At 75.9% G+C, this 6498-nt stretch carries 6 protein-coding genes; all 6 read right to left on the reverse strand.

The window, feature by feature from the left end:
- The coding region (locus tag ACWCSD_RS44915) for a hypothetical protein (protein WP_449924572.1) at nt 1–1010 on the reverse strand (1010 nt) is incomplete at its 3' end.
- Nucleotides 1011–1041: 31 nt separating this feature from the next.
- The gene (locus ACWCSD_RS44920) at nt 1042–1929 is read right to left on the reverse strand and encodes a protein phosphatase 2C domain-containing protein (protein WP_449924575.1); all 888 of its coding nucleotides are present in this window, start codon (nt 1927–1929) and stop codon (nt 1042–1044) included.
- Nucleotides 1929–3344, reverse strand: coding sequence for a hypothetical protein (locus ACWCSD_RS44925; RefSeq protein ID WP_449924578.1), 1416 nt, complete (start codon nt 3342–3344; stop codon nt 1929–1931). The genes ACWCSD_RS44920 and ACWCSD_RS44925 overlap by 1 nt, the downstream gene beginning before the upstream one ends.
- Nucleotides 3341–5464 carry a hypothetical protein gene (locus tag ACWCSD_RS44930; protein WP_397156487.1) on the reverse strand — a complete coding sequence of 708 codons (2124 nt, stop codon included), beginning with the start codon at nt 5462–5464 and terminating at the stop codon, nt 3341–3343. The genes ACWCSD_RS44925 and ACWCSD_RS44930 overlap by 4 nt, the downstream gene beginning before the upstream one ends.
- On the reverse strand, nt 5461–6204 hold the full coding sequence (locus ACWCSD_RS44935) for a hypothetical protein (protein ID WP_449924581.1): 744 nt from the start codon (nt 6202–6204) through the stop codon (nt 5461–5463). The genes ACWCSD_RS44930 and ACWCSD_RS44935 overlap by 4 nt, the downstream gene beginning before the upstream one ends.
- Nucleotides 6205–6208: 4 nt before the next feature.
- The coding region (locus ACWCSD_RS44940; protein ID WP_449924584.1) for a hypothetical protein at nt 6209–6498 on the reverse strand (290 nt) is incomplete at its 5' end.

The raw sequence follows: 6498 nt of genomic DNA on the forward strand, positions 1-6498 counted from the left end.
GCAGGGGCGGCGGTCCGGTCCGCGGGGGCGGCGGTCCGGTCCGCAGGGGAGGCGTGGCGGTCGTGGGGGACGCCCGCGGCCGGGCCGAGCGGCGGCCGTGGGACGGGAATCCGGACGAACTGGTCCGGGCGCGCCGTCTCCAGCAGGGCCAGCAGGTCGGCGACGGCCGGACGCCCCGCGGGGTCGGCGGCGGTCAGCGACCGGTGCAGCGCCCGGCCGAGCGGTCCGTCGCGCACGGCCGACGGCAGGGCGGCGTGGGCCGCTTCGGGGTCCGGTCCGCGCACCCCGGTCAGGCAGCGCACGACCAGCACCGCCAGCTTGTACCGGTCCGTGCGGACGGTCAGCCGGTCACCCGGCGCCACGCGGGGGTCGTCCCACATCTTGGACTCCACCCACGGCCGGTCCGTCAGCCCGCAGGAGTCCACGTCGATGACGAACACCCGGCCGCTGCGGCGCGTCCAGAAGGCGTTGGCGTAGGACCAGTCGCCGTAGACGACGTCGTGCCGCTCCAGCAGGGCCCCCACGGCGGCCAGGTTGCGCGCGACGGCCAGCCGCTCGGCCGGGGCCGGCGTCTCCCAGCCGCGCCGGGCGAAGAACCCCGGATCGGCCTGGACGAGATGGTCGACCTCAAGGAGCCGGACCGTCGTCGAGCCCGAGATCATCCGCATCGGGACGCTGAACTCCGCCGGAGCCCTGGCGATGACGACCCCTGCCGTCCTGCCGCCGTCCACGACCCGGGTGACCGGCCAGGACACGCTCCGGTCGATCAGCGCCCGATCGGCCGCCGGCATCCCGGCCGGCAGGGCGATCAGCTGCGCCAGCACGCCGGCCGCCCCGGCCGCCCCGGCCGCGTGGCCCGGCCGGTAGAGCTTCACCAGCCAGCCGGGGTGGGCGGCGCACTCGTAGACGATCTCCGACTCGCCGTTGTCTGCCGCGATCACCGCACCGCGCTCGGCGACCTCCTCGATCGGCGTGACGGCCTCGAACGGGCTGTCCGACCATGCCCTCACGACCCGCACCTCCCTTCCGCCCGCCTGCCGGTCATGGGGCGCACCACACGACGACGGCGGTGCGGTCGTCGAGCCTGCCGGGGGACTCGAAGCCGACGTCCCGCAGGAACTCGGCGATGGGCGGCGGCGCGCTCCACCGGCCGGCGAACCAGCCCGCCAGGGGATCGCCGGGCGCCAGCGCGTCCCCCAGGCCGTCGGTGGCCAGCGCCAGCACCGCGCGCGGCGCGAGTTCGACGGTGACGCTCGTGACCTGGTCGGGATGGAAGGGCAGGAACTCCGTCAGCCGGCCCGCGTCGAGCCCCGACTTCTCCTCGCCGATCAGCCGCCGCCAGCCCTGCGGGAGCCGGAGCCAGCCGCCGACGTCGGCCAGCGCCATCAGCCTGGCCGTCCGCCGCCCGCCGGGGTCCGGGCTCACCGGGACGACGGCGACCAGCGCCGCCGCCCGCACGTCGTGCTCGGTGACGCCGTGCCGCACCGCCGAGCCGGCCATCTGCCGGGCCGCGTCGAGGAAGACGTCGCAGGCGCTCAGGGGCCCGCCGCGGTCCAGGTCCGCTCTGACCCGGCCGACCAGGGCGGTGACCGCCACGTTCGCGCCCAGGTGCGACTGCCTGCTGTCGGACATGCCGTCCGCGAGCGCCACGATCAGGTGCCGTTTGGCGGTGTCCCTGCCGAGGCGGTAGGCGTCCTGCCGGGGCACGGCGGGCTCGGCGCACCGGTGGCCCGGGCCCACGAGCGACACCGCCCGCACCGTCAGGCCGCCGACGCTGACGGCGTCCGCGGCGATCCCGGCCAGGGCCGGCTCGTCCGGCAGCCGCCAGGGCAGCCGCGCCGCGGGCGAGGACGCCGACGTCGCCGACGTCGCCGGCGCCGCGGGCGGGGCGGTGACGGCAGGCGGCGGTTTGCGGAAGGGCCAGGGCATCACGGCTCCCCGACGACGTGCGGGCCGCCGTCGAACCCGCCGTCGAAGCCGCTGTCGAACCCGTCGTCGAACCCGTCGCCGGAGCGGGGGCCGGCGGCGTGGCCGTTGTGGTGGCGGCCGTTGCGCGCGGCGTCGTGCGGTGGGGTGGGCGCGGACGTGGGGCCGGGCGAGGGGCTGCCGGGCACGGCCTGCGGTGCGCCGGTGTGCCGGCCGCGTTGCCAGGGAGCCGGGTGCCAGCCGGTGACGTGGTCCACCGATCCGGGCACCACCTGCGACGGCAGCACGTCCTCGCCGTCGTCCCGGGGGCCGGCCTCCGGCGGGGGAGGGGGCTGCAGGGCGGGCCGCGGCTCCCGCGCGCCGATCTGCTCGATCCCGAACGCCCCGATCGGCGCGGCGCTGGCGATCCCCTCGATGGGCTCGATGATCAGCTTGCGGATGGTGTCCATCTCCGCTTCCTGGATCATGTCGTTGTCCACGAGCTTGTTGAACAGGTCGATGCGGGCCTGCATGCTCAGCTCCTTGCGCTTGCGGATGTCGCCGATGACGTCGGCCACCCGCTCGGGCGCGCGGTGGAGCAGCAGCAGCATCAGGTCGTCCTCGGAGGTGATCTGGTGCCGCAGGCCGGTGATGCCCTCGGCCTCCAGCTGGCCCTCGATGCGGGCGTCCGCCTGGGCGGCCATCCAGCCGGCCGCCTTGCGGTCGTGGCTGACCTGCACGGCGAAGCGGAACAGCAGGATGCCCTCCTGGGGGTACTGCTGCACCCGGTCGTTGCCGAAGTCCGCCATGAGCTGCCGTTCCAGGTCGGCGTCGCGGGTGATGTCGAAGCCGCGGCAGACGGGCGAGACCGCCTCGCGGATCCGCGACTGCACCAGCGCGTTGCCGTCCTGGATCCGGGACGTCACGATCTTGACCGGGTCGGTGACCCGCCACCCCACGTCGATCCGCAGCCGGAATCTGGCCGCCCGCGAACTGCTGGCCAGCTCCAGGTGCAGCACGGAGTAGTGGTCGGACATGTCCACCTCGTACCGCCACCGGTAGCGGCGGGTGAAGATGCCGGGCGGCTTGGCGAGATGGAAGACCTGGCCGGAGTCGTCGCTGTAGAGCAGCGCCCGTCCCGGCTGGATGGGCGCGCGGCCCGCCTCCTGCACCGTCTGCTCGACCAGGATGAGCGGGATCGGCGGCGGGGCGGGCGGCCCCCAGATGTCCTCGGGGGCGTGCTGGGGCAGGTGCTCGCGGGGGCTGCGCGAGTGCGGCGGCACCGGCGGGCCCTGGGGGAGCGGGCCGGTCATCCCGGCCGGGTAGTCCGGCGGGATGGCCGGGCCGGGCGGCACCGGCTGCGGGCCGGCGCCGTTGTGGGGCGGGCCGCCGTTCCCGGGCAGGGGCTGGGGAGGCATGGGCTGGTTCACTGCGGTCATCTCTCTTCTCGGACGAGGCGGAGCACCTCCGCGGCGGTGGCGGGCGCGGGACGCGAGCCCTTGGCCCACTTGCCGGCCTCGTGGGCCAGGATCGTGGCGCTGCGCGGGGTCTCGGCGACCGCCTGCATGAGACGCGCGAACGACCTGCGGGCCAGGGGATGGGCGTCGACGCTGTGCGCCCACTCGGCGAGGATCTCCTTGGCGTGCGGGTTCAGGTGGGGCGCGGTGACGGCGTCCCGCCACAGGGAGGCGATCTCCCGGTGGCGGACGGGATCCCGGGTGGCGATGTGGAGCAGGGCCGGCCAGGTGGCGCCGCCCACCTGGCGGACCAGGTCGGCCGCGGCCAGCAGGAACGCCAGGCGCGCGATCGGCTTGCGCGAGCTCTTGCCGAGCCAGCCCAGCAGGAGCGCGGGCGCCTCCAGACGTTCGCCGTCGACCTCCCACATCTCGGTGAGGCTGTTGCAGATCGCCGTCATCACGTCCAGGTCGGCGGAGGAGGCCAGCTCCTCCAGGGCCTTCATGGCCGCGGCGGGGCCGGCCGCGTCGTACTCGATCCGCCAGCATCGGGCCGCGGTGGCCCGCAGCTCCGGCGACTCGTCCGCCGACCAGGCGCGCACCAGGTTCCGGACGGGCGGCCCGAGGTCCGGGTCGGCCATCGCGGCGTGCCGCAGGGCCCGCGCGGCGGCGTCCCGCAGGTCGGGGTCGTCGCCCTCGGCCCAGGGCCTGATCACCAGAGCCCGGACGTGGTCGAAGGACCGGGCCCCGAGGACGCCGGTGGCGACCGCCGCCCGCACCCGGACCGACTCCAGCTCGTGCCGCGCGCACACGCGCAACCAGGCCAGCAGGGTGGGCCGCGCCTGGTCGTACTCGTTCCAGAAGTAGAGCAGGTACTTCTGCTGGAAGCTCGGGTCGCGGTAGCGCACCACCTCGGTGGGCGCGCCGCCGTGCCGGGTCTGCACCGTCGAGCGGACGACGTGGGCGCGCAGCGCGCGCAACCGGGCCCGCTTGCGCGCGACCAGCGGGGCGTCCCTGGCCGGCTCCGCGCTCTCCAGCGGACGCTCGGGCTCCAGGCTCTCGCGCATCAGCTCGGCCGCGGCCGAGACCGTCTCGTACGGCTCCCCGCCCAGCACCGCCACCGCCACCGCCATGCTCTGGGTGGGCAGGTCCGGCAGGCCCTCGGCCCACCTCTCGAACTCGGCCGCGTCCAGCATCGCCAGCCGGTCGCCCACGGTCTCGGCCAGCGGCTCGCCCGCCTTGTACGCCTCGGCGGCGTACGCAGCGACCAGGGCGGCGTGCGCGGGCGAGGAGTTCTTGTCCAGCTCGCTCCGGAGCAGGGCCATCATCTCCCGGTCGCCGAAGACCCGCTCCGTGGCCTCGTCGTCGAGGTCGCGGCTCAGGTGCCGGTAGAAGACCTCGACGCGGTCGGTCACCTCGCCCAGCTCCATGACCAGCGCGCCGGCTCCGGCCCCGGTGATCCGGCCGCCGGCGGACATCGTCACGACGAGCCGCGCGCGGGCGCGTTCGAACACGTCGGCGAGCTGGCCGAGGTCGTCGGCGGTGAGCTCGCGGCAGGCGGAGCCCGGCAGGTCGGCCAGGATGTAGCCGCATCCCTTGGCCAGCACGTCGGGGGTGAGCGCGCTCAACCGGGTGTCGGCGTGCAGCCGGTAGACCGCCGAGCAGCCGAGCAGGAGCCTGGTGGCCGCCATGCACCTGCCGCTGCCGGGGTCGGCCCGCAGGAACAGCACCGGGCGCGTCCCGGCCGCCTCGGCCAGGGCGTCGAAGTCGGCCGGGGCGACGAACCTCTTGTCGGCGTGTTCGAGGTCGGCCGGTCCCAGCTGCCACACGCGCGGGGCGTCCCTGGCCGCCGACACCGCGTGGTAGGTGATGTACAGGTCGCGGCCGGCCGCCTGGCCCGCGCGCACGTCGGCGCCGCCGAAGCTGGAGAAGGCGTCCGCCTCGGTGCCCAGCCGGTCCTGCACGACGCCGGGGGTGGCGGCTCTGGCGGAGATCTCGCGGCCCAGGTCGTGCGGCTTGCGCTCGCCCGGCTCGGGCTCGCCGTCCGGGCTCTGGGGGTCGGGGTTCTTCGGCTCCTCCTGGTTCGGCGGTTCCTTGTCGCTCATGTCCTGTCTCCGTAGTGATGGTGGATGTCGCGGCCGGCGACGGACTCGGCGATGATGTGGGCCCCCGCGAAGGCCCCGCCGCCGGACCCGGCCGAGGGGGCGCCGGAGGCCGGCGCGTCAGGGGCGGGGGCGGCGTCGCAGGCGGGGCCTTGGCCCGCCGGATCGTCGGGCCAGGGATGTCCGCCCGGCAGCCACAACCACGCCCGCCGGCCGCCCGCGTCCACCTCGCGCAGGTCCTCGGTCTCCAGCGAGGTGAGCTGCCCGGCGATGGTGTCCTCGACGACGTCCGCCGACATGACCACGACCAGCTCGGCCGCGCCGCGCTCCAGCACGGCCCGCGCGGCGGCGCAACCGGCCAGCTCCCTGGCCACCACCGGGCCCGGCCCGGTGTACCCGCCGGCCGCCTCCCCGGCCGTCATGCCGAAGTTGATCGCCAGCCGCAGGCGCAGCCGGCCGTCGAGCGCGGTCAGCCGGTTGTGCTCGCGCACCGCGGCCAGCACCTGGTGGACGAAGGCGTCGCAGACCACCGGCTCCGGCTCGCCCGGCGGCAGCACGGCCAGCTCGCCCCCGACCTCCCCGACCCGCCCCCAGGACGGCCGGTCGAGCCGGGCACGCCGGGCCGCCACGTCCAGCGCGCCGCTCAGTCCCTCCCGGATCAGCCCCTGCATCCTGGCCGTACGCGTGTCGTAGCCGTGCGCCCGCACCGCGAGCACCAGCCTGCGTTCGAAATCGTGGCCCATGCGCTCACCACCAGACCAGAAGGAGGCTCAGCACGATCACGGCCAGGACCAGGCCGGCCAGCAGCCAGCGCGGCACCCGCGCCGGCCGCCGCCAGTAGTCGGGCAGCAGTCCCGGCGGCTGTGCCGGACGCGACGCCGGCAGGCGCGGCGCCGTCTCCTGGCGGGGCTCGGCCATCCGGTGCAGCAGGTCGGGCAGCAGCCGGTCGGCCAGGACGGCGGCCTGGCGCGGATCGTCCAGCCGGGCGTAGATGTGCGATACGGCGGAGGGGGATGTGAGACGCGCGGCACAGTGCC

This window comes from Nonomuraea sp. NPDC001684 (assembly GCF_053596515.1).